This window comes from Neobacillus sp. NPDC093127, assembly GCF_044754175.1.
Lineage (GTDB): Bacteria > Bacillota > Bacilli > Bacillales > Cytobacillaceae > Neobacillus.
This window is the reverse complement of the sequence record NZ_JBIVOP010000023.1, coordinates 54345-77136: the sequence shown is the minus strand read 5'-3', so window position 1 is coordinate 77136 and position 22792 is coordinate 54345. Positions and strand designations below refer to the sequence as shown.

Below are 22792 nucleotides of genomic sequence, written 5' to 3'. Positions count from 1 at the left end.
AAAGGAATCTTGCTTGGAAAATGCTTTGGGAAAATTGGACAAAAAAATAGTGTGCAAGACTCCGAATAGCTAGCCTATAGGAGGGTATCTTAATCGAGTTTCTCTTTTACATGTGTCGGAAACGAACTAATAAAACTGTGATTTTAATAATTTTCCAAGAGTATAAAAATGATATCCTTTTACCACTTTATTCAATTTTTCAATAATCAAAAATTCGGGGTCAGTTCCCCGGCAAGCTATAGCTTTAACGCACCGGGGGACCCTAATTTCCCAGGAATTTAAGAACTTTATTATCGGCGATAAGATGAGTGAGGTTTATTCGGCGGTGAATGGTTAAAAGTTAGAACCAAAAGGATCATTCTCATGTAAGGTAAATTATGTACACACAGGACAGACTGACCCTTTTTATTGGAGTAAGTGTTTTGAATGTGATTAGGATATTGAAAAAGAAATTAAAATACTATTGTAGAATTATTTTTAAGGATAATAAGCTGAACCGGGTTGCTACTAAATAATTTGTGTGGTGAATTCAATGAAAGATAAAATTGCTGTATCGGATAAAATAAAAGTGTTTGTAAGTTCCCGTTGTGGGGTGGAAAGATATGACCGGGTTAGGAGCCGTCTAAAATATTTAATAGAGGAGACAGGACTTGCAGAGGTCTATTTATTTGAGGATGGTTTAGCTTCAACTCAAACAGCAGCTCAAGATTACCTATATTCTTTGGATGATAGCGATGTCTGTATTTTTTTGATTGATAATGAAGATGGGGTTACACCAGCAATACTTAAAGAAATAAATCGTGCTAAAGCCTATCCTAAAAAATCATTATATTTATTTTGCAATGAAAAACAAAAGGAACCCACACAGATACAAAAAGAACTTGTAGGAGCCCAAGGAGCAAGATATTATATAACAAAATCTTTCGATGATTTTATCATTAAAGGGTATGAAAGTTTAATTAATGATATATGTAAAATATATAATAATTACTGTAAAAATAGACTGGTAGATCAAGAATTCGGTGAAAATAAAGAAGTCGAAATTGAAGTGGATTCAATTGCATCCGAATCTTTAGAAAAGCGAATATTAAGTGGGACTAATAGGACTAAACTTTTTATTAGTGGTCAAATATATAGCAATGCTATCAATGAAATGATAGAAACGAATGACTTTGATGCATACTGTGAAGATTTTTTGCAAGTATTATTCGGTGGGAAAAGTATAAGAGAATTTAACACTTCAATGTTTATGGATGTCCTGAAAAAAGAACAGAGTGAAAATTTACATAAAGTAGTTAAAAACCGTTGGAAAGCAATACAGTATTATTGGAATGACGATTTAGAAAATTGCATTGAATGCCTAGAAGTAGCTTTAAGTAAAGCAAAAGAGTTTTCATTGCCAAATTGGATTATTCAGGATATATTAATTGATTTGAGAAATACAGTTAATCTTAGTGGGTATAAGAATAACGAAATAATTATAGAAAGTGATGCTCAAAAAGAATTAAATCACGAAACTAAAGCACTGTTCTATCCATTAATTGACCGATATGATAAAGAACTCCAAGAAGAAATTACAAAGCAGACAATATCATCTTCAACCAAATCGCCTTATACCTTTTCTTGGAGTAATCATATAAATATTTATTCTGATTTATTAACAAAAATCTACGTTATATCTGTATTTAATGGTTCATTGACACACATTTTGATGACTATGGATCGTCTTAAATATGTTGCATTTAATTTATGTAATGAATATAGCGACTGGCAATTTCGTGTTTTGCTTTTAAAGGTAGCAATTAGAAATGGGAAAAAGGAAGAAATAAAAGGATACATTAAATTATTCAATGATGTATTTGGAAAAATGAACTCATCTGATTCTTTGGAAATATTTAAATTTTGTAATTCCATTCCAATAAATCATAAACGAGATATTGCAAAACTAGAAGCATTGAAAAATTTGGGATACTATTTATCAGACAGTGATTATGAAGTAGTTCATAACGAATTAATCATTCTAATTGAAAATTGGATTGCTGATGATTACCGAATTGTAGCGGTTGGGAGTTATTTATTTGAGGCACTTAGGGAGAATAGTCACAGATTCGATAAAAATATAATTATTAAATTATGTCTTGATATTATTATTAAAAAGCTATATCGATTCTATGATGACGCACTTGAAATAATAGCATATATTGGATTAAAAGATATTAATGAAGAGCTATCAAAAAAAACAATCGATGAAATTAATAGACTAATTGTTGATAAAAGTATCAGGGAGGAATGCAATAACTTAGCAAAGGCAATTATTGCTATTAGAAAGTCAAAAAAAGAATATACTTCAGTATTACATCGAAACGTACTAGAACACATGACTAATTTCAATTTAGAGATATATACAATAGAAACCATGGTGGATACGCAGGAAGATAGTGAAGAGCAAATATTAAAATATATTTTTGAATTAAAAGAACGTAATAGGACTCAAGGAATAAATGGTAGTTATACAGGTTACGCAAATAATCTGTACCAAACTATAAAAAATATTATTAAGTTAAATAATATAGAATTACATGGTGAATTAGTAAACAGCATTCTTGAAGCATCATTAGAAACTGTACTCAGTCGGAAACAATTGATTTCAGATAAAATCGATGCGATTAAGATGATTATATTTGTTAAACAGAATTGTGATGTAGGAAATATTAATTTTAATTACTACATTAAGGAAATTAGAAATAATAAAGAACTGGTGATAGATGGATATAGAGACCCTTTTTTCAAGAAAACAAATACGTCTCTCCAGTTTAATCTAGTAATGCTGAAATTAGTTTTCGAAGATTTGGATATTAATCTTCTTTTTGATATCTTGGGTAGCTATGGGGAATTAGATGAATTTGAAAAAATTGAAGCTTTAAAAGCCGTAATTAGTACATTTGAAAATGATATTTGCAATAAAATTGATAAAAGATTTTTATTTATGTTAATGCAATTTGTATTGAGTTTGTCTCATAATAAAAATCATGATATAAGATTTTATTCGATTAAAGCACTACTTCTTATGATTACAGAAGATACGAAAACAACAATTCTCACTCAACTTTCTAAAAGAATGGATTATGACAGTGTATTCATTAAAAACCATATCATGAACCAATTTGATAGATTGCTTAACATAGATTTAAAAGTTACCAATCTTATGATTCAGAAGGCAAGTGTTGACAATCATTATGTTATAAGAAAACGAGGATTAGATTTCTTAGAAAAAATGATGCTAGAGTAGTATCAGTGGGCCATTACATCGAATGTGAAGTTAGCATGGGAGATTTAGAGTCTTAGGTAATTGGATATTAAGCACTTTATTTAATAATATAGGGGTTCCATTTGGAAGGAAAAAGACACTTAAAACTCTTTCTATATGGAAAATAAAAGGGTTGCTTTGTGGTACATTGAATATAAAATAAATGAATGGAAAAGAGGTGAATGAAATGAACATATTTCAGTATCAGGGACAAGAGGAAGACCACTATACAAATATCTTGATGTGTATTTTGGATTATAAAGACCAATTAATTCTTCCCCAATTTATTAAGGGATTAATGGCTGACTATGCTAATGATTTCCAATTTTCTAATCTATCAATTAATGTTCGAACAAAATATTGTCCCCAACAGTCAAAACCTTACGAATATATTTTTGGCATTGCCCCGTATAAAAGCGGGGTAACTCATTCAGATTTAGAAGACAATTCTGGTTCGATACCAGATGCATGGATTTGTGGAAGCAATTTCAATTTACTTTTTGAATTTAAAATAAGAGGGACTTTAGATGAAGGACAAATTTCTGCTCATAAAAGATTATTAAATAAGGAAGATGCTCAGGTTATACGCCTTACTTGGGACAATGTTATGGAAAGCCTCGCAAACATTAAAACGAATGATTTCGTTCTCCAATATCTATTACAAAATTTCTTTGACCTTAAAAATAAATTTAAATCAAAAAGGCGTTCTTCTGGTATGCCAAAAGAGATTATTAGCAACATAAATCGAAAGAATGAGCTTCATTTTATCATAACAGGAAGTAGAGCTCATAAACCGTACAAAGTGGAGATGGCTTTTAACGGGATAACAGAATTATTAAGAAATGATTTAATAGGTATTACTGCTGCTAGAAGGTATATTGCCGAATATGTATACCTAAATAAAGATTCTCTTCCTATTACATACGAGGGTGATAGTACTGAAATAAATGATTATTGTGTTGCTCCTGGAAGAGCCGAAAAAAAGAATTCTTGGAATCAATGGAGACTTGGCGCTTATTTTAAAAAATCATGAGGAATAAATAAAGGAGAGACAAATTTAGATTCTCGATATCCAGAAAAAAACGAGACAACAAAATCAATCATTATTTGGCTAGAAATTTACTATATTCCCGAAACCCTTATGTTTACAAATCTATATTTCCATTGGTTATAATAGAAATATAACTAAATTGGAGGTACCACAAAATGCCTATTTACAACAAACTCGTCCGCGACCGTATTCCCGAAGTAATAGAAAGCACTGGTAAAAGGTTTAGCACAAGAATTCTAGGCAATAAAGAATATATAAAACAACTTAAAAATAAAAGTTTCGAAGAATTAGAAGAGTATGTACAAGCTGAAAATGATCAAGATGCGATTGAAGAGCTAGCAGACTTGTTAGAAATTATCCATGCACTAGCTGAATGTCATGGTGCAACAATTGAGACCGTTGAAGAGGTTCGCCAAAAGAAGGCTGAAAAGCGTGGTGGCTTTAAAGAAAAAATCTTTTTAATTGAGGTTGAAGATGAGTAAGATTCAACTGATAACTGGGGAACTAGGAAATCATTTAATTGAAAAGTTAGAAGAAGCTTCAACCATTTGTATTTTAACCTCATTTATTATGAAGTCCGGAGTCCAATTTTTAAAAGAGAGTTTAAAAAGGGCTGCAGAAAATGGTGCAGATATTAAGATTTGTACCGGAGATTATTTATATATTACCCAGCCCGAAGCACTTGATGAACTGCTTTCCATTGACGAAGGAATAAAAACAAGGATTTGGAAAAGTAATGGGGTATCCTTTCATCCAAAGGCCTATATGTTTCAATCAAGTGAGCATGACTATTTGTTTGTTGGATCATCTAATCTATCAAAGTCAGCACTAAATCAGGGAATTGAATGGAATCTGGCAGTCAGTGATGAAATAGAAGTTTTTGAGGAAGCCCAAACAGAATTTTTGAATTTATTTTATGACGGTCAAACTGTACCATTAAATAAGGAAACTTTAGAAGAATATAGAGATAGTTTTAATAAATATCAACGGAAATATCCCAATCTAACTCAGAAATGGACCGAGCTTGAAGAATTAGATTTAATGCTTCCGTCGAAGACAGCGATTCCAGTCCAGCCTGAGATTATATTTGAACCGTCTGGATTTTACGGGGAAATAACGCCGAGATTTGCTCAGATAGAAGCGCTTGAGGAGTTAAATAAAACACTTGAAGAAGAGTATAACAAGGCGCTTGTTGTAATGGCTACTGGTTTAGGTAAGACTTATTTGGCTGGGTTCTTTGCCCAAAACTTTAAAAGGATTCTCTTTATTGACCATCGTGAAGAAATTCTCAATCAGGCTAGAGACTCTTTTAAGAGAATTATGCCTGAAAAGCAATATGGTATATACAATGGAAAAACGAAAGAAAGCCATGCTGATGCAATCTTTGCTTCGATTTATACACTAAGTATGAAGAAGCACCTTGAGCAGTTTCAAACGGATGAATTTGATTTAATCATCATTGATGAATTTCATCATGCGGCAGCTGATTCATATCAACGAGCACTTGAGTATTTCAAACCGCGCTTCCTCCTTGGGATCACGGCGACACCGGATCGCAATGATAACAAGGATGTTTATGCTATTTGTGATGGTAACGTTGCTTTTAGACTTGATTTCTTAGAAGCTATTAATCGGAAATGGTTAGCACCATTTAAATATTATGGCGTTTATGATGATACGGATTATAGCCAGATTACCTGGTTAGGAAATCGCTATGATGAAGAGGAGTTACTCCAAGCTCAATTAAGAGAAGATTTAGCTTCTAAGGTTCTTGCGGCATGGGAAAATAATAAACAAACAAGGACATTAGGATTTTGTTCTTCAATCAAACAAGCCAACTTTTTATCACATTTTTTCAATAAGCATGGATATCATACAATTAGTTTACACTCGCAGCAGACCGGGGTTAATAGAAAAAAGGCGATTTCACAATTAGCAAAAGGAGAACTGGATATCATTTTTACGGTTGATCTTTTTAACGAGGGCGTTGATATTCCTGCAGTCGACACATTATTGTTTGTCCGCCCGACAGAATCATTAACCGTTTTTACTCAGCAAATTGGACGAGGTCTCCGATTACACCCGAGTAAAGAGACATGTGTAATTATTGATTTAATCGGGAATTATCGGAATGCGGATATTAAGCTTAGTTTATTTGATACGCAGCCAACCGAAGGGAAAGTCAGAAATATTCAACCAACCCTACCGGAATTTTGTGAAATTGACTTAGATGTAAATGTTATTAATCTCCTCCATGAAATGTCCCGGAAAAGGCAGCCAAGGAGGGAAAAACTTTTTAATGATTACATGGCTTTAAAGCGGGACCTTGGCAGGAGACCTACCTATTTGGAATTGCATTTGAAGGGAGCATCAGACTCCCCGCAATATAAACAGGAATTTCATTCCATTTTCGGGTTTCTAAAGTGGGCTGAGGAATTAAGTGAGCAGGAATTAGCTATATATAATCGATATGAAAATTGGCTTGTTGAGGTTGAAAGAACGGGAATGACCAAAAGCTATAAGATGATTGTTTTATTGGCAATGTTAAATCGAGGGAAATCTATCTGGAATAAACCAATTACATCAAAAGAAGCTGCACCATTCTTTCATCAATACTTAATGGAAAAAGAGCACCGGAAAAGGATTGACTTTTCAGATAAGGCTGCTAAAAAACTATGGGTCTATGATGAAAAGGATGTTAGCAAATTGATTGCTACGATGCCAATGACAAAATGGAGTAGCAGCTCAAAGGGATTAATCTCATATGAAAATGATATGTTTGTGTTAAACTTTGATGTTGCCAAAGAAGATGAAGAAATCCTTTTCTATTGGACTAAGGAAATATGTGAATACCGCCTTCATTATCACTTTGAACGGAAAGCAAAAAATCGTGGGATCTAATAATAATTTTGTAATAAAAACTGTTCAGGAGTAAGTTGCATCGAATATCATATTTTGGGAAAGTAGAAGGATATAAAGCCTTTGTAGAATATTGAAATTTTAAATTGTAGGGGAAAAGCCGAAGTTGATAAAAATTACGAATATACGTTCTTGCTTCGAAAAGAGTATGATAAACTAGAAATACAATAGAATAGGATATCTCAAGGGTGGTCGGTACACTCCTAAACAGAAGGGGGGTGTTGCCGAATGACAGTTTTTGAATCATTAATGTTTGCGATTGGTTTTGCTAGTCTTATCCTAGCTATACTGTCATTTAAATCAAAAAAATAATCCACCCTTGAGTTAGCGGCTCAGGTGGATTATTCTGCCCAAAAAGCCGACCCCTTTGAGGGACCGTCTATTGTTGGACCGGACATGTTTTCAGCCATGTTCGGTCTTTTTTAATTTATTCAATACTTTCTTATATTATAACCTAAAAAAGTGAAAATGAAACAATTTTATGGAATATGAAATGAACCGATTATGATTAATTTTACTTTCTTGGTCTAGTAAGTTTTTACCTTTTCCTCAATACCCCTTTTTTCACCAAATTAACAAGTGTCCCTTTATTTTTATAACGATTATAAGCAATCAATCTATTTAAATCTTTTATGGTTAAGGCCGACGGATCAATTGCCAATTCGAATTCATTCTTAATTTTGTCGATTAAAGAAAGGGCATATTCAATTTGTTTCGGGGTTAAGGTGTAATCGTCTTGATCTGCCGACTGATTTTGCTCTGGTGAATCCTTCTTTGTATATTCAAGTGTTGCTGCATGCTCCCTAATTTTTGCCTCTACTAATGCTTCTACCTCAGCTTGGCTAATGGATTTGACGGCCGGTTGGGGTGTTGGTTCTTTCCCTTTTAATAATTTATCAAGGATTCCTTTTAACAAAATTTCCACTTCACTTTCCTGAGTACTACTGATTTCTAAATATTTTAGGATTATTGCGTCCATTCTATTATCAAAATAATTGGACTAAAATACAATACTTTTGGTGTATTTTGTTTATTTTAGTAGAGAATTGTTAAAATAAAGGAAAAATTAGCTGTGTTTTGTAGGTCAATTATCTTAATTGTAGTATAATGGTGAAAAATGCAATTTTTGGGGCGGTTATTATGGCAATTACAATTCCTGAGACAATTAGATCGACTGCCACTGCTGGTGAGCGGCTGTTTTTCCGTACTCTGAAAACTTTTCTTCCAGATGATTATATTGTCTACTTCGAACCGGAAATTCAAGGGAGAAAGCCTGATTTTGTGATTATTGGACCTGATCTTGGAATGCTTGTATTGGAAGTGAAGGATTATACCAGAAATACACTTTTCCAAATTAATCATGATGAATGGCATATCGTGGCAACTAATGGGGATCAAACAATAATTCCAAGCCCAATGAATCAGGCGAGGGACTACATGTTTAAAATTGCTGATGTCCTGAAAAAGGATAAAAACCTGATAGTCGCAGATGGAAAATATAAATTGAAATTAAAGTTTCCGTATGGTTATGGCGTTGTTTTTTCGAGATTGTATACAAGGGACTTTATTAAAGATGGGCTATATACGGTCATTGAACCTAATTTATGCTTTGCGAGAGATGAAATCGATCCAGAAAATGAGGGATTTTCGGAAGAAATTTTGATGGAAAAAATCATGAATATGTTTGTTGTACCATACCGATTAAAGGAACCGCTTTCTATCGAGGATATTAATGCGATTAGGTATCATTTGTTCCCGGAAGTTCGGATTAGCGCTGAATTTAAAGCCCCAGTTCCGTATCAAGATCAACTACTCTTATCCTTACATGATATTAAGACAATGGATTTGCATCAGGAGAATTTGGCGAAACAGATTGGCGATAAGAACCGCTTGATTCGTGGTGTTGCCGGTAGCGGAAAGACAATCATATTGGCCAGCCGGGCGAAAATGTTAGCGAAACAGAATCCTGATTGGAAGATTCTCATCCTTTGCTATAATATTTCTTTGGCAAATGCAATTCGGCAGATGATCCATCATATGTTGAATGAACCAGAGGACTTATTTGATTTTGATCCAAATGTAAAGACTGTCCAAAGCCAAAACATAATCGTGCGGAATTTTCATGCTTGGTTAAAGAATGATTTAAGAATTAGAGAGCAGAACCTTTCTGTGATCATTGATAAGATTGAAAAGAAGGAAACCATTTTGCCATCCTACGATGCTATATTGATTGATGAAGGGCAGGATTTTGACGCTGATTGGCTGCGGTTTGTGAGTCTCTTAATAAATACCGATACACAGTCGCTTTTATTGGTGGAGGATCGAGCGCAGACGATTTATCGACGCAAGCGCTCGTATTTGCAGGATACAGGATTAAGCTTTCAAGGAAGATCAAAGGTATTGTCGATTAACTATAGAAATACGCAACAAATTGTAAAGTTTGCCTGGGATTTTTACCGCGAGCATTCAATGTTTAAGAATAAGGTTGTGAATCGGGACCTTGAAGGAGAAATCATTGCTCCGCAAAGTACAAAACGAAAAGGGCCTGAGCCAGGGATCATAAAGGCTTCCAATTTCTTTGATGAAATGAGATTAGTTGCCAGGCAAATGAAAAAGCTGCATGAAGAGCGGAAGATTCCTTTTGATGAAATGGTCATTTTGTATCGGGTGAAAAAAAATCATAAATATCCGTTTGTGGATATTATTCAACGGATGTTAAAAGAGTCAGGATTACCGTTTTATTGGATTACGGAAAATGATGTCTCCAAGCGATCCTTTAAAAAGGATGATGGCAAAATAAAAATTAGTACGATAGATAGCAGTAAAGGTCTAGATTTCCAGGCAGTATTTATCGTAAATGTTGATTCCATGCCATTTCCGCTTGAAAACGATAAGGAGAGAGAAGTTTCCTTATTTTATATTGGAATGACCAGAGCGAAGGAATACCTGTGCCTTTCGTACTCGGGCGAATCGGAATTTACCCAGTATTTGGATCAAATTTTACATAAAAGGCATCAGAAAAAGACTGGTATTGAGAAAATCAATTAGGAAATAAATGGTCAGTCCCCCGTGCATTAAAGCTTTAGTATACCGGGGACTGAACTTTTTTTTCTAAAGAAGAAGGATATAAAGTATATGTCACGAATATACGTTCCTCTTTTGAAGAGGGCATGATATTCTGGAAGTACAATAGAATAGGGATTTCCCAAGGGTTGTCGGTACACTCCCAAACAGAAGGGGACGATGCCGAATGACAGTTTTTGAATCATTTATGTTTGCGATAGTCTTTGCTAGTCTAGTTGAAGCTATCACTGTCATTTAAATTGATTGGATACGGATATATAGACTAAAACAATAAACAGAGCAATGTGAGGTTGAAACTGCCCCTTTTTTGTTTGTATGTATCCTTTGCCTCATGAATTCCAATAACCATCCCGAAAAAAATGAAATAATTTTTTGTTAATGATTCCATAGTAATAGGCAATTGGATTTCTGACGACCTTTGTAAATTTCAGTTTCCTAATAAGTTGTCTAAAGGAATCAATCGCGATATCCACAGTATCGTCTATGTCCATATCAATTAACCTGTGAATCTGTATGTATGCCATCCGCCAATATTCTTCGATTAATTTTGCATCCGAGAAGAAGTATTGAACAAATTGGACAAAACGCTGTGGAACACGGTTGCTAACATAGGTGTGATCCAATACAGACGGTTCTTCATTACGTTTTTTTATCTTTTGATCTTTTTTAGTTTTTAAAAGATTAATAGTTTCTTTTGGGTGGTTCAATATTTCTTGTTTAGGTGGTTCACTAACGGGAAAACGATTGAACACATAGAGATTGCTTGACTGCGAACCATTTTTTCTTTCCGTTTCATAGACAATAAAGATCCCTAATGCTTTTGCTTTGTTAATCATCCGTTTAAACGTGGAACGCGAAATCCCGTTATCGTGATATTCATCATGAATCGTTTTTAAGAGAGTGCCGATTTTGGCATTGCATACACCAGGGATTTTCGCAGCAAAACGAACCAGCCGTTTTAATCCGACTAGTTCTCCTTTTGAAAAATCTGTTTTGTGTTCCAATAACCACAACTCCATATGACGATTAAATTCTTTCAATGTTTCAAATTGCGAATATTGTTCAAATCCTTCAATGTTGCCTGATTTTATACTCATTATTCTGCGCCACCCTTCATCGCTTAGTTTCCGTCCAGCAACTAAACGATATCGGATATTGCCGTTCATATCGAACTTGGAAAATTCACTTTTGGGGCTGATTTTTATACCAAAAGCGTCATATTTGCGTTCAAAAGTGAATTTTGACAGCGATTTTCGCATTTTGGGATGGATTTCCTATCAATTTATTAAAATTGAAAATCCTATTCTGGAATAAGCAAAATAAGCTTCCGATTACTCCCATGTTAGAAGAATTCGGTAGTCTCTAAGGGCTCTTTTTTGTGCGTTACAGTTCTTCTAGAGAAACCATAGGAAACATGACAAGACTTTGTTGCTTCCCTCTTATGCTGTTTTCTTTTGTTTTTTGTCTAAGAGATGACTAAAGAAAGTGAGCAGACTTGCACAAACTGCAACTACCCCACCGACCCATGTTACATTCATTAAATTTCCTTGATGATATACAATTCCGCCTAATGCAGAACCAAAAGCGATCCCTACGTTGCTTGCTACTGCCATAAGTGATGCAGTGAGTCCTGTTGCTTTTGGCTGATAAATTCCGGCAAGGTCTATTAAATAAAGCTGAATAGATGTTGTTAACAGGATGGCCAATAACGACATCAAGCCAATGTTTGCAAATCCTAATATTGTATGATTGGTAGTCCAAAATAAACTTGTCAGAACAACTGCCTGCACAAGAAAAACAAACCTAAGGCGACCAATTGCATTGTGGCTGGCAATTTTACCCGCGAGGATGTTGCTGAAAATCAAGATAATTCCATAACCAAATAAGATGAAACTAATGGATTGATTTGGTGCTCCCATTCCCTTCAAGATAGGAACAAGGTAAGTAAAGACGGCATAAGTTGCACCAAATCCAAGTGCAGGAATGAAAAAAGCCATCAAAATTCGTGGATTGGTCAATAAAGAAAACTGATCCCGTAACGAACTGCGTATTTGGCTGAGCTTAGTAGGCAAGACGAAAAAGGATGTCAAATACACCAATCCTCCTAGGAAAGAAGTTAACATCAAAGTGGCTGATTAAATGTATAAAGAAAACGTAGTTCAATTTTTAATAAGGCATTGCCTGGATTAGGTCCAATTTTAGGATTTTCTATTCCTCAATGTAAGAAAGTGATGGCATTTTTCCTTAACCAAAAGGATTGCCTGCTAACACATATGTAGATAATGAAACTTATCAGAAAGCAGCGTAAAACCCCTAACTTCAGATATGGGGATATAAGCTGTTTTTTTATTTTTGAAATGGGCAAATACTTTGTATTCTATCAACCTATTTGATATAATAAGAACATAGGTTCTTATAAAAGGAGGTGAAAAGAATGTATTGCGCCTATAAAATACAAATCCATTCCGATCATGAACTATTTGAATATTGTGATTCTCTCTGCTTCAAAGCGAAAAATTTGTATAATATTACGAATTACTACGTTCGACAGGTATATACAGCTCTAAAGGCAGAAAAGAAAAATGAAAATCAACTACAAGTTCTGATGGATATCGAAACACATTTACCGATAATGAATGAAATTCGAAAGAAACACTATGAAAAGGAACTGGTAAAACCTAAGAAAGTAGATAAAAAGGGCAAAGAAATCGAACCGAAGCTTAAACTCTTTAAAATGCCAACCAAAGATCAACCAGTCATTGGGTATAGTTTTGTTGAGGCCTTGTTTAAAGTCATGAAGCAGATTGATTACACTTCCATGCCGTCTCAGTCCAATCAACAAACAATGAAAAAGGTATTTAATGATTGGAAAAGTTTTTTCAAAGCGTCAAAAAAGTACAAAATCAATCCAAGCTGCTTTTCGGGTAAACCAAAGATTCCTAAATATAAATCAAAAACAGGAAGAACAACGTGTTATTTAACGAATCAAATAACAGAAATCAAGGAAGGAAATGTTCTCAAGTTACCGGGAACTAGCCTTCAACTGAAATTAGGAAAGGTAGCCCTTTCAGAAGGGAAGCTGCAACAGGTCCGTATTGTACCTTCTTATGGTCGATATGTTATGGAACTCGTTTTTAAAGCTGAACAGCAAGAAAAGGTGATTGTAAGAACAGCAGAACAAATCAATAAATTTATTTTCGAGCCGAAAAAAGTAATGGGTATTGATTTAGGTGTAGATAACCTGGCAACTATTGTCGATAACTTAGGGCTGAAACCTCTGCTTATCAAGGGCACGTGGTTAAAATCCGTCAATCAATACTATAATAAGTTACGAGCCAATTACATGAGTATCATTCGAAACGGAAAGAGTCCCAAGGAAGGCGTATTTACAACGAACCGTTTGGTTGCATTGGACCGAAAAAGAAACAATCGAGTGATGGATTTCTTACACAAGGCAAGTGTTAAAGTGGTTACTATTGCCCTAGAAAGAGACATCGACACCATCATTATTGGGAAAAATTCGGGGTGGAAATTAGACGTTAACATGAGGAAATCAACAAAACAAACCTTCATCCAAATCCCCTACACAACATTGATTGACATGATTCGCTACAAAGCCGAACGCAAAGGAATTCAGGTCATTATCCGCGAAGAAAGCTACACATCCAAGTCTTGTTTTTTAACAAAGGACCCGATTCCTACAATTGGTGAAGAACACCAAACAACATTTAGTGGACAGAGAGTGAAAAGAGCTTTTTACAAAATCACTGGGTCAAAGATTCAAATACACGCTGATGTCAATGGGGCGTTCAATATTGTTCGGAAACATGTTGGTGGTGCCTTTGAAGGACTTGATAAAAAACAATTCCTTCAATCTCCTAAGAAGATCATCATCTTGAAAAGTAAGAAAAAAGCAAAACGGAAGAAAAAAGCAAAGCTGAAGGCTTCGGCCTGATGTATTAGCGGGACTGTGGTAGCCCACGAAAAGACAATGGGGCTTTTTAGCCTATTCTTTCGAAACCCCTAGCTTTAGCTATGGGGATACTCATTTACCTACCATACTAAGGAAAACGACAAATTTAGGTGAATCTGCACTAGCGAAAAGTTTTACGGTGTTTTGGGGTGCGATGACTATTGGGCGTCTTAGTATGGCAGTTATTATTGATAAAATTGGTTATAGAAATCTGTTAATTATTTGCTGTATTGGTCAATTTGGCAGCATTACCAGATTTACCTTATCGACATCAGCAACCATGAGTTTTATCTCAATCTTTTTCGCGGGATTGTTAATGGGCGGTATATTCTCCATCGGGTTATTGCTTGTGAATGAGGAAGCGCAAGGATTAGAGGAGAACACGACAAGCATTCTAGTTGCGCTAGGTGGACTGGGCGGTTCGTTTCTTCCTAAAGTGGCAGGTGTATTCATTGACCGGTTCCCTATTGCGGTTACTTTATGGGGCCTTGTTGTATGTTCGCTCGTTCTTGTAATCTTAATGAATATGATTTTTTATTTTAAGAAAAGAGCGAAAAATCATTCCCTTGTACATTCAAGTTAAAGAGATAAGGGGACAGGCAGAGGCTGTAGAAAAAGTAACACTTTTTAAAAATACGGAAGATTCCTGAGGAGATTCCATGTTTTGGCTGCGGCAGTTTACTTGCCCAAATTCTTAAGCTTCCGGCCTTCAATCGTGTACTTCATTGCTGCTAGACTTACGTTAAAGGTAATTTGGGATCAGTCCGTGCGGCCGAGCCTAGGTCGTAACATATAGCGGGTGGAAATCCCGTCGAGAAAGAACTAGCCATTCACTCGTAGCGAGTCTTGGAGGGCAGCGGGTAACTGCTGTCTTTAAGCGTAGACAGTTAGGTAATGGGCCGAAAGCCGTAAGGTTGAAGGGATTGAGCTTCGAAAACCCAAATTCAGAAGGGCTGATGCGTTGGTCTGTGCAGAAAGCAACATTTCTATCATCGCAAAATGGCAAGAGGATAGAAACCTTCTCGGAGTCGTTGACCTTGGCACGTTACACATTGATATGTTACGGCAACTCGGGAGAACCTGCAGGTCTTTTCGCATGAGAGCGAAGAGTATGGCGTACAAGCGATACAAAGTAAGGAAACCAAATGCCTTGCAGGTAGTCGGATAACAGCGTAGTACCTATGAAGTCGGGTAATGCTGATGGAGGAAAGGCTGTTACTTATCATTGTTCTTACTAGGGACACATTAACTACACACAGAGGTAGGAGATTAATTAATGGAAACGAAACTAATGAGAATAGCAGAATTAGCAAAATCTCACCCAGACATGAAATTTACTTCACTGGCTCACCTGTTGGATGAGGAGGCACTTAAACAATGTCATCATGAACTTCCGAACAAGAAGGCAACAGGGGTAAACCGAACAACTAAAGAAGAATATGGGGAACATTTAGATGAAAACATTCAAAAGCTAGTCAAGCGGCTGAAAACAAAAGGCTATCGACCAACACCAGTAAGAAGAACGTATATTCCTAAGGCTGGTTCAAATAAGAAAAGGCCACTGGGAATACCTGAACACGAGGATAAAATCGTTCAGCGGGCGATAGCGAAAACATTGAATGCCATCTATGAACAAGATTTCCTAGACTCTTCCTTTGGTTTTCGCCCAAACCGTAATTGTCACGATGCACTGAAAATCCTTAATCTGTACTTGGAAAGAAGATACACCAACTACATCGTAGATGTCGATATTAAAGGCTTCTTTGACAACGTCAATCATGAGTGGATGATGAAATTCCTGCAACATCGAATAAAAGACCCAAGCCTTTTGAGATTGATAGCTAGATTCTTAAAAGGGGGATATATGGAAGAGGGGAAGCTTTATAAGACGGAGGCAGGAACTCCTCAGGGTGGGCTCATTTCGCCAATTTTAGCGAATGTCTATCTACACTTTGTACTTGACCTGTGGTTTGAGAAGGTTGTAAGGAAACAATGTAAAGGACAAGCCTATATCGTAAGATATGCGGATGATTATGTCTGTTGTTTTCAATATGAAGAAGATGCACAAAACTTCTATCGTGCGTTAATTCAGCGACTAAGGAAATTTAATCTTGAAATAGCAGAGGACAAAACGAAAATTATCCCCTTCGGGAGATTTGCTGGAGAACAATGTAAACGTAAAGGGATGGGAAAACCACAGACATTTGACTTCCTAGGATTTACTCACTACTGTAGTAAAAGTCAAAATGGAAAATTTCGTGTAAAACGTAAAACCAGTAAGAAGAAAATGAATGCTAAACTCAAACAATGTAAAGAATGGTTGAAAGCAAACAGAAATAAGGACTTGGAAGCAATAATGGATAGATTAAGTCGCTCATTAAAGGGCTACTATACTTATTATTGTATTACTGATAATACGCCAACCGTGAATATTTTCCTAGACAAGGTGAGAAATCTACTATTTAAATGGATGAATCGAAGGAGTCAGCGGAGATCCTTTAATTGGGACAAATTCCTTCTTTACATGAAGAAATGCCCTTTACCTAGACCGACTGTAAAGGTAAGCATATACCAGTTAAAGGAAGAGATAAGCTATATTTTGTAAATGATGATAAGAGGAGCCGTGTGCGGTAATACCGCAAGCACGGTTCTGAGAGGGTGGCGGAGCACAATCTACCGAAAGGTAGAAAGGCTCCCTTCTACTCGACCCAAGTGCAGTATACACTTGGGGACTGATCTTATATTTTAAAAGGTTATTATGACGATGGATGCATCCACTTAAATTCTTCATTCAGCTCACTTCTTTTTGACTTTTACTAATCCTTTCCCAAAATTACCTTTTTCAAAATAGCATATGACTTCATCACCGACTTGTATATCACCATCTGATTCAATGCTTTGAGTAGAAAAAATGATCCCTGTCCCGTCATTACTTTTTCCATAATACTGTTTGCCTTCAATTTTGCTAATTTTATATTCAACTGTAATGTATTCAGAGGAATCATTGCTTTTCGTACTTGGATTGTCAACAGGAGCAATTGTATGGTTTCTAAGTAAAACTAATGCTATTAATACTAAGGAGAGCATCCCAAGGATGATCACTCTTTTGAACATGCTTCTCTACCTCCCTCTATGTATTGTATGAGATGGAAGAGGAAAGTAAATCCAACTTTTTTCCTTTGGTCTTTATACCTATTATTCCTGATAAGGCATGCAAAACCCAAGTCAAAAAAATAATCGCTCAAGCTTAATAAACTTTTGAACCTGAGCGTTTCCATTTGTTGGAAAAGAGGGCTCTAAAAATTTTTAGAATCCCTCTAATTATGAAAGATGGTTCACAAACTTAGTAATTATAAAATTCATAATATTTATAAATTTTATAAGTCTAGTGTAATATAATAGAAGAGGAGTGTGATTAACAAATGAAAGCAATGGTGATAAATAAATTTGGAGATCCATCAGTCTTTGGGATTGCTGAAGTTCCTAAACCTGAAGTAATTCCTGGACATGTGGTTATTCAAGTAAAAGCAACAAGTGTAAATCCAGTTGATACAAAGGTACGCAGTGGTTTGATACCAGCAGTTGCACCAGAGTTTCCGGCGGTGTTGCAGGGCGATGTAGCAGGAGTCGTTACAGAGGTCGGAGAAGGGGTAACAGAGTTTAAGATCGGTGATGAAGTTTATGGCTGCGCAGGTGGTTTTAGAGGAACAGGTGGTGCTCTTGCCGAATATATGCTTGCGGATGTACAGCTTCTAGCTCCTAAACCAAAAAACATAACGATGACACAAGCGGCGGCGCTTCCTTTAGTAACCATTACTGCATGGGAATCACTTTATAATCGCGCAAATGTCCAAAATGGACAAACAGTACTTGTTCATGCTGCTACAGGCGGAGTAGGTCATGTGGCCATTCAATTAGCAAAGCTAGCCGGTGCGAAAGTCTTTACAACGGCTTCATCTGAGGACAAGTTAATCATTGGAAAACGTATAGGTGCAGATGTGGCTATTAATTATCGGGAACAGTCAGTAGAGGAGTATGTAAAGGAACATACGGATGGAAAAGGATTCGATATTGTATTTGATACGGTTGGTGGCGAGAACCTCGATCGGTCTTTCCAAGCGGCGGCCACTAACGGAACAGTATTAGCTATCGCTGCGCGATCAACACACGATTTGTCTCCTCTTCATGCTAAGGGACTATCCTTACATATTACGTTCATGCTTTTGAAAATAATGAATAAGGAGCAAAGGCAGGATCACGGGAAAATATTACGACAAGTAACGAACCTTGTAGAGGAAGGGAAACTTCAACCGTTAGTCGATGAAAGAACGTTTACTTTTGATCAAGTAAGTAAAGCACATACTTTACTGGAATCTAACAAGGCAATTGGAAAAGTCGTCTTAATAAATGAATGGTAACTAGTGGGGAACTTACCCTTTGATGAGTAGAGAAGTGTGGATAATTTTTACACCTCTACTCTTTTTTGTGCTTATTACACACTGGCCCTGTTAATGTAAAAAGAATACATAACAGTCAACCGTGATGGAAAACCTCTCCTATCATTGTATTATTTTTGGTAATTACGCAATTGCAGCGGAAAATGCCGACAAATAATATAAAATAGGTAGGACATTAATAATCATGAGAAGGGGGTTCTTCTTCCTTTGAAAATAGAAACTAGAACGACATCAAGACATCCATTACTACCATTTCAAAGAGGATTGTACCTCCCAGTTTTAGGGAAGTTCTGGCTTAGTCACGGATTTGCTCTTATATGGATGGTTTTTTCCATTGTCCTTTCAGTCCCATGGGTAAAGGAATTGGGACAAGTGGTGACGGTTCCTGTAGCCATTGTTATCATTACTGGCATTGCTTATTTACCAGGATACTTAAATGCCTTTATGGTTGTAAGTCTTTTGTTTGACCGACAGCCAGCTTTTAAAACGCTTAACCCTAAAGAACCTTTGAGTATCTTAATTTCTTGTTGGAATGAAGAAAAGGGAATTGCCGTGACATTACAACATTTAGCAAAGCAAGACTATCAAGGGTTGATGCGTATTTATGTCATCGATAATAATTCATCAGATCATACAGCAGAAGTTTCAAAACAGGCAGGTAAAGAATTGGGACTTGATATTCACGTCCTTTTTGAGAAGAAACCTGGTAAACATCATGCATTAAATAAAGCTCTTTCATCGGTGGATACAAAATATACCATTACTCTAGATGCCGATACATTACTCCATCCCCAGGCAGTTAGAAGATTAGTGGCTCGTATGGAATCTGCACCAAAAGAGGTATGTGCGGTAGCTGGAGCTGTTCTTGTCCGTAATAGCCGTGAAAACTGGTTAGCGAGACTTCAAGAATGGGATTACTTTTTAGGTATTGCTTCAATTAAGCGTCTACAGGGTTTGTATCAAGGTACGCTTGTAGCACAAGGCGCGTACAGTCTTTATCTGACAGATGTTGTCAAAGAAGTGGGCGGATGGCCTGATGCAATAGGAGAAGATATTGTACTTACTTGGGAATTTCTAGAGAAAAACTATAAGGTCTATTTTGAGCCAACAGCGATCGCCTTTACGGATGTGCCAACGAAATTTAGCCACTTTTCCCGCCAGCGCAGCCGCTGGGCGCGGGGAATGATTGAAGCGCTAAAACGAGTAAAACCGTGGGAACAGCCAAGAATCTTCACCCGTTATTTAACAGGCTCGAACTTGGTGATGCCCTTCTTGGATTTTGTTTATACATTTGTATGGATCCCAGGACTAATCTTGAGTTTCTTTGGGGTTTTTTTGATTGTCGGGGCTCATACCTTACTAGTTCTGCCTTTAGCACTCCTTGCAAATTATTTACTCTATCGCTATCAAAAAGGGGTATTTCATGAATTAGGATTACGAATTCGAAAAAATCGAATCGGATTTATCTTTTTTGTGTTGTGCTACCAAATGATGATGTCACCCGTTTCCGTTTGGGGATATGTTCAGGAATTCATGCAGCGGAAGAGGGTATGGAGATAGTGGAAATCTAGGGTTAGACCCCCGACACGCTAACGATTTAGCGCCACGGAAGGTCTGACCTTTATTTTTTTTGAAAAATGTCCATTATAAAGGGACATTAAACTTATAAGCTTTCTTGATCTTGCGAAAGAAGAGAAAGCCATCTTAATCTGCGGCGGAAAACGGCCAGAACTCCCTGAATATTTACAAAATGGATATTATCTAGAACCAACAGTTTATCTCAGTGAAAACCCTAAGTCGCGTATGTGTCAGGAGGAGATTTTTGGACCTGTCGTGACGATCATTCCGTTTGATACAGAAGAAGAGGCACTTCGAATTGCCAATGACACAGAATATGGATTAAATGGTGTCGTGTGGACGCAGAACCTGCAGCGAGCCCACCGCGTCTCACATGCTGTTCGGGCAGGCACCATTTGGGTGAATTGCTGGTTTGTTCGTGACTTACGTGCTCCATTTGGCGGATTCAAGAAAAGTGGTATTGGACGAGAAGGCGGTCACCACAGCATGGAATTCTTTACCGAAGCGAAAAACATTTGTATTGCTTTGAAATGATGGAAAAATAGGGCAATGATGATTTTTGAAACAAGATGGCGTATTGCAGTATTATCAGCTGTACGCCATTTTTATTTATGATTCTAGCAAGGTTAAAGACAAATAAATAAAAAAAGGGAGGGTTTGGAACCCTACTCCCACATATCCTCCATTAACCTATTAATTTGATTTCTTCGCTCCTGAGTTCCTAGCACGTCAACAGAAATATGCTCGCCATCCATCACTAGGATATCGCCCACTTTTGCGCCACTAGGAAGACGGTTCGTTCTTATATCGATAAACGTGCCATCTTCTTTTTCACAAACGACTAGATCTCCTTCAAAACGATCAATGATCAGCTTCATTTCACTCACTCCTTATTGGGGAATAAAAGATGTTTGTGTTTGATATTGTTTCCCATCTGCCTGAACTGTAATATCGATCAGCACTTCAAATCCGGCCGCCGCTCGGCTGATTCTAACTGGTAAGGTAGTTCCAACGGTCCCGGTATACATGGTGTCCTTGCTTTTATAGTGAAACACAGCTGTAAAGGGCGCACCTGACATACCGGCGATATCTAAATGAATTGTTTCGTATTGGCCAGGAGTCGGATTATCTACTGTTGCTTTTAGAGTTGTGGCGGCCGCTTGACTTGTTGTTGTCTGCGGTGCTTTTGTGACTGCTGGGTTAGCAGGAGTGGCAGTCGCATTGTTTTTCACCGTATTTTGTTCGATTTTGGCTGGATCTGTATTAAACGTGATGGTTGATCCATCACTTGTCGCAATAATCGTTCCTTGTTCATCCGTTCTGAATACTTGGATGTTATGTGCCTGCATCTTTTGAAGCGTTTCAGCGGTTGGATGGCCATATTGATTGTTTTTACCTGCCGAAACAATCGCATATTTCGGTTGTACCTTCGTTAAGAAGGCTTCACTCGTTGATGTATTGGCTCCATGATGGCCTAATTTCAGCACATCTGCTTGCAGATCGGTGCCCGAAGCAATCATATCCTGCTCGGCTTTGACCGTCGCATCTCCAGTAAACAGAAACGTGTTATTGCCATTTGTCATTTTTAATACGGCACTGGAAGAATTCAGATCCTCACCGTAGCTGGTAACAGGCCCAACAAACTCCGCATCCACTCCTGCTAACTCTAATGACACGCCGGCTTTCGCTTCCTTCAGTTTTAATCCTTCGTTTTTAACAGCTAAGACGAAATCTTCAAATGTTTTCGTGGTATGGGTAACCTTAGGCATATAAACTGATTTGACGTCGAAATTTTGCAGGACGGTATCCAGTCCGCCAATATGGTCAGCATCAGGGTGCGTCGCGATCATGACCTCTAGATCGTCAACATGGTATTTCTTCAGATAGGCGACGACATCATCGCCTCGATCGTTGTTCCCGCCGTCTATTAATATGTCATCGCCATTGGGTGTCTTAATATAAATACTGTCACCTTGTCCGACATCTAAATAATATACCTGCATCTTTCCGGCAGCGGTGGAATTTGTCTGTACTGCTTGGTCATTGGGTTCTTTTTTGACTTCCTCACTTGTCTCTTTCGCTGGCGTTCTGTCCGTAGTCGCAGCTGTTTTCGCTGGCTCTGGCGTACTCTGACAGGCAGCTAAAGAGCTAGCGAGAAGGATACTGCTCACTATACTGAATAACCTTTTTTTCACTTTATTACCCCTTAATCATTATTTTTTTCAATATTGTCTAGTAAGTTGAACTATTATTTACAAGTTTACTATATTTATTATAGTACTTTTTTGCCCATCAGTGCGAAAGAATGAATGGAAAATTTCGATTAATATGGGAGGGATTTATCTTTATTACTTTAATGAGGTGAAATTAGAGAACATTATCAGAAAGCAGCGTAAAACCCCTAACTTCAGATATGGGGATAT

General features: G+C 36.8%; 15 protein-coding genes and 2 pseudogenes. 11 read left to right on the top strand and 6 right to left on the bottom strand.

Translation table 11 applies throughout. The features are described from left to right. Positions 1-532: 532 nt before the first annotated feature. The 4 genes from ACIQCO_RS23575 (at position 533) to ACIQCO_RS23560 (ending at position 7259) form a co-directional block, all read left to right on the top strand. Positions 533-3289: a hypothetical protein gene (locus ACIQCO_RS23575; protein WP_400433519.1), complete on the top strand. Its 2757-nt coding sequence runs from the start codon at positions 533-535 to the stop codon at positions 3287-3289. A 181-nt stretch (positions 3290-3470) separates the two neighbouring features. Next, positions 3471-4340, top strand: a complete 870-nt coding sequence (locus ACIQCO_RS23570) for a hypothetical protein (RefSeq protein WP_400433516.1) — start codon at positions 3471-3473, stop codon at positions 4338-4340. Positions 4341-4513: 173 nt separating this feature from the next. Continuing rightward, positions 4514-4840, top strand: coding sequence for a phosphoribosyl-ATP pyrophosphohydrolase (locus ACIQCO_RS23565; RefSeq protein WP_400433513.1), 327 nt, complete (start codon positions 4514-4516; stop codon positions 4838-4840). Continuing rightward, positions 4833-7259: a DEAD/DEAH box helicase family protein gene (locus ACIQCO_RS23560; RefSeq protein WP_400433510.1), complete on the top strand. Its 2427-nt coding sequence runs from the start codon at positions 4833-4835 to the stop codon at positions 7257-7259. Before ACIQCO_RS23565 ends, ACIQCO_RS23560 begins: the two co-directional genes overlap by 8 nt. A 556-nt stretch (positions 7260-7815) precedes the next feature. Here ACIQCO_RS23560 and ACIQCO_RS23555 read toward each other — a convergent pair. Then, complete coding sequence (locus ACIQCO_RS23555) at positions 7816-8256, bottom strand: ABC transporter ATP-binding protein (protein WP_400433507.1); 441 nt, start codon at positions 8254-8256, stop codon at positions 7816-7818. A gap of 161 nt (positions 8257-8417) precedes the next feature. On the opposite strand from ACIQCO_RS23555, the gene ACIQCO_RS23550 reads away from it, so the two are divergent. Then, complete coding sequence (locus ACIQCO_RS23550) at positions 8418-10325, top strand: DEAD/DEAH box helicase (RefSeq protein WP_400433504.1); 1908 nt, start codon at positions 8418-8420, stop codon at positions 10323-10325. Positions 10326-10690: 365 nt separating this feature from the next. On the opposite strand, the gene ACIQCO_RS23545 is transcribed toward ACIQCO_RS23550, so the two are convergent. Next, positions 10691-11458, bottom strand: coding sequence for a hypothetical protein (locus tag ACIQCO_RS23545; protein WP_400433501.1), 768 nt, complete (start codon positions 11456-11458; stop codon positions 10691-10693). Positions 11459-11800: 342 nt separating this feature from the next. Continuing rightward, a pseudogene (locus tag ACIQCO_RS23540) lies at positions 11801-12496 on the bottom strand (MFS transporter); the annotation flags it as partial. A gap of 299 nt (positions 12497-12795) precedes the next feature. Between ACIQCO_RS23540 and ACIQCO_RS23535 the strand changes: the two are divergent. The 3 genes from ACIQCO_RS23535 to ltrA all read left to right on the top strand — a co-directional run bounded on the left by ACIQCO_RS23535 (position 12796) and on the right by ltrA (position 16939). Then, positions 12796-14316 carry an RNA-guided endonuclease InsQ/TnpB family protein gene (locus tag ACIQCO_RS23535; RefSeq protein WP_400433498.1) on the top strand — a complete coding sequence of 507 codons (1521 nt, stop codon included), beginning with the start codon at positions 12796-12798 and terminating at the stop codon, positions 14314-14316. A 103-nt stretch (positions 14317-14419) separates the two neighbouring features. Beyond that, the gene (locus ACIQCO_RS23530) at positions 14420-14917 is read left to right on the top strand and encodes an MFS transporter (RefSeq protein ID WP_400433549.1); all 498 of its coding nucleotides are present in this window, start codon (positions 14420-14422) and stop codon (positions 14915-14917) included. A gap of 693 nt (positions 14918-15610) precedes the next feature. Next, positions 15611-16939: a group II intron reverse transcriptase/maturase gene (ltrA, locus tag ACIQCO_RS23525; protein ID WP_400433495.1), complete on the top strand. Its 1329-nt coding sequence runs from the start codon at positions 15611-15613 to the stop codon at positions 16937-16939. Positions 16940-17130: 191 nt separating this feature from the next. On the opposite strand, the gene ACIQCO_RS23520 is transcribed toward ltrA, so the two are convergent. Further along, complete coding sequence (locus tag ACIQCO_RS23520) at positions 17131-17448, bottom strand: hypothetical protein (protein WP_400433492.1); 318 nt, start codon at positions 17446-17448, stop codon at positions 17131-17133. Between the two features lie 308 nt (positions 17449-17756). Here ACIQCO_RS23520 and ACIQCO_RS23515 point away from each other — a divergent pair, with 308 nt between their 5' ends. From ACIQCO_RS23515 to ACIQCO_RS23505, 3 genes and pseudogenes are all read left to right on the top strand, one after another. Further along, complete coding sequence (locus ACIQCO_RS23515; RefSeq protein ID WP_400433489.1) at positions 17757-18752, top strand: zinc-dependent alcohol dehydrogenase family protein; 996 nt, start codon at positions 17757-17759, stop codon at positions 18750-18752. 252 nt (positions 18753-19004) lie between these two features. Next, positions 19005-20351: a glycosyltransferase family 2 protein gene (locus tag ACIQCO_RS23510; RefSeq protein WP_400433546.1), complete on the top strand. Its 1347-nt coding sequence runs from the start codon at positions 19005-19007 to the stop codon at positions 20349-20351. Positions 20352-20465: 114 nt separating this feature from the next. Further along, a pseudogene (locus ACIQCO_RS23505) lies at positions 20466-20903 on the top strand (aldehyde dehydrogenase family protein); the annotation flags it as partial. Between the two features lie 131 nt (positions 20904-21034). Here the strand turns inward: ACIQCO_RS23505 and ACIQCO_RS23500 are convergent. Continuing rightward, positions 21035-21247 (bottom strand): DUF3006 domain-containing protein, encoded by a 213-nt coding sequence (locus ACIQCO_RS23500; RefSeq protein WP_400433486.1) that lies wholly within the window; start codon positions 21245-21247, stop codon positions 21035-21037. Positions 21248-21259: 12 nt separating this feature from the next. After that, a complete protein-coding gene (locus ACIQCO_RS23495; RefSeq protein WP_400433484.1) occupies positions 21260-22564 on the bottom strand; it encodes a ComEC/Rec2 family competence protein in 1305 nt (434 codons plus the stop codon). Positions 22565-22792 lie beyond the last annotated feature (228 nt).

Excerpts from the sequence above, each read along its gene's own strand:
- ACIQCO_RS23575 (WP_400433519.1), top strand. The coding sequence starts at position 533 with ATGAAAGATAAAATTGCTGTATCGGATAAAATAAAAGTGTTTGTAAGT.
- ACIQCO_RS23570 (WP_400433516.1), top strand. The coding sequence starts at position 3,471 with ATGAATGGAAAAGAGGTGAATGAAATGAACATATTTCAGTATCAGGGA.
- ACIQCO_RS23565 (WP_400433513.1), top strand. The coding sequence starts at position 4,514 with ATGCCTATTTACAACAAACTCGTCCGCGACCGTATTCCCGAAGTAATA.
- ACIQCO_RS23560 (WP_400433510.1), top strand. The coding sequence starts at position 4,833 with ATGAGTAAGATTCAACTGATAACTGGGGAACTAGGAAATCATTTAATT.
- ACIQCO_RS23555 (WP_400433507.1), bottom strand. The coding sequence starts at position 8,256 with ATGGACGCAATAATCCTAAAATATTTAGAAATCAGTAGTACTCAGGAA.
- ACIQCO_RS23550 (WP_400433504.1), top strand. The coding sequence starts at position 8,418 with ATGGCAATTACAATTCCTGAGACAATTAGATCGACTGCCACTGCTGGT.
- ACIQCO_RS23545 (WP_400433501.1), bottom strand. The coding sequence starts at position 11,458 with ATGAGTATAAAATCAGGCAACATTGAAGGATTTGAACAATATTCGCAA.
- ACIQCO_RS23535 (WP_400433498.1), top strand. The coding sequence starts at position 12,796 with ATGTATTGCGCCTATAAAATACAAATCCATTCCGATCATGAACTATTT.
- ltrA (WP_400433495.1), top strand. The coding sequence starts at position 15,611 with ATGGAAACGAAACTAATGAGAATAGCAGAATTAGCAAAATCTCACCCA.
- ACIQCO_RS23520 (WP_400433492.1), bottom strand. The coding sequence starts at position 17,448 with ATGTTCAAAAGAGTGATCATCCTTGGGATGCTCTCCTTAGTATTAATA.
- ACIQCO_RS23515 (WP_400433489.1), top strand. The coding sequence starts at position 17,757 with ATGAAAGCAATGGTGATAAATAAATTTGGAGATCCATCAGTCTTTGGG.
- ACIQCO_RS23500 (WP_400433486.1), bottom strand. The coding sequence starts at position 21,247 with ATGAAGCTGATCATTGATCGTTTTGAAGGAGATCTAGTCGTTTGTGAA.